Annotated in this window: 1 protein-coding gene; it reads right to left on the bottom strand. The window is 33.3% G+C overall.

The annotated features are described in order from the left end of the window. Nucleotides 1-87: 87 nt before the first annotated feature. The coding region (locus W7W_RS21755) for a transposase (RefSeq protein ID WP_010662720.1) at nt 88-468 on the bottom strand (381 nt) is incomplete at its 5' end.

The raw sequence follows: 468 nt of genomic DNA, 5'->3' as shown, positions 1-468 counted from the left end.
CTAAGTACATGACAAAATATTTATACAATCATTAAACTCCTTGATATTTAAGGCATTCATCATGGCATGGGCAATTCTAACAAGACCTTATTTAAAGAAACTATAGGCTCTTCTTCCATGCTTTTTGACTTTGATAGGGCTTATATTTTCGTGTTTATCAATGCCTGCTAAATAAGCCCAGACAAATGCAATTGCTACAACAGCTATCAATGTTGTAAGTCTGTCTAAATTGTTTAAATGTGTGTCTTCTAAATTGAACCCGCTTGATTTCATTGCTTTAAACATGGTCTCAATTTGCCATCTTTCCTTATAGTCCATAAGTGCCTGGTCTTGTTTATTAAATGCCGCAATAATAACAAAATCAACTCTTCCGGTTGCTGGATTAAACGTTTTTATTCCAGATAAATAAACAAGATTCTTTCCCAAGTAAACAAGACCTTGAATATGATGGTATTGACCTGTTCTTAA

This window comes from Marinilabilia salmonicolor JCM 21150, from assembly GCF_000259075.1.
GTDB lineage: Bacteria > Bacteroidota > Bacteroidia > Bacteroidales > Marinilabiliaceae > Marinilabilia > Marinilabilia salmonicolor.
The sequence above is the reverse complement of the archived record's forward strand: the minus strand, read 5'-3'. Positions and strand labels throughout refer to the sequence as shown.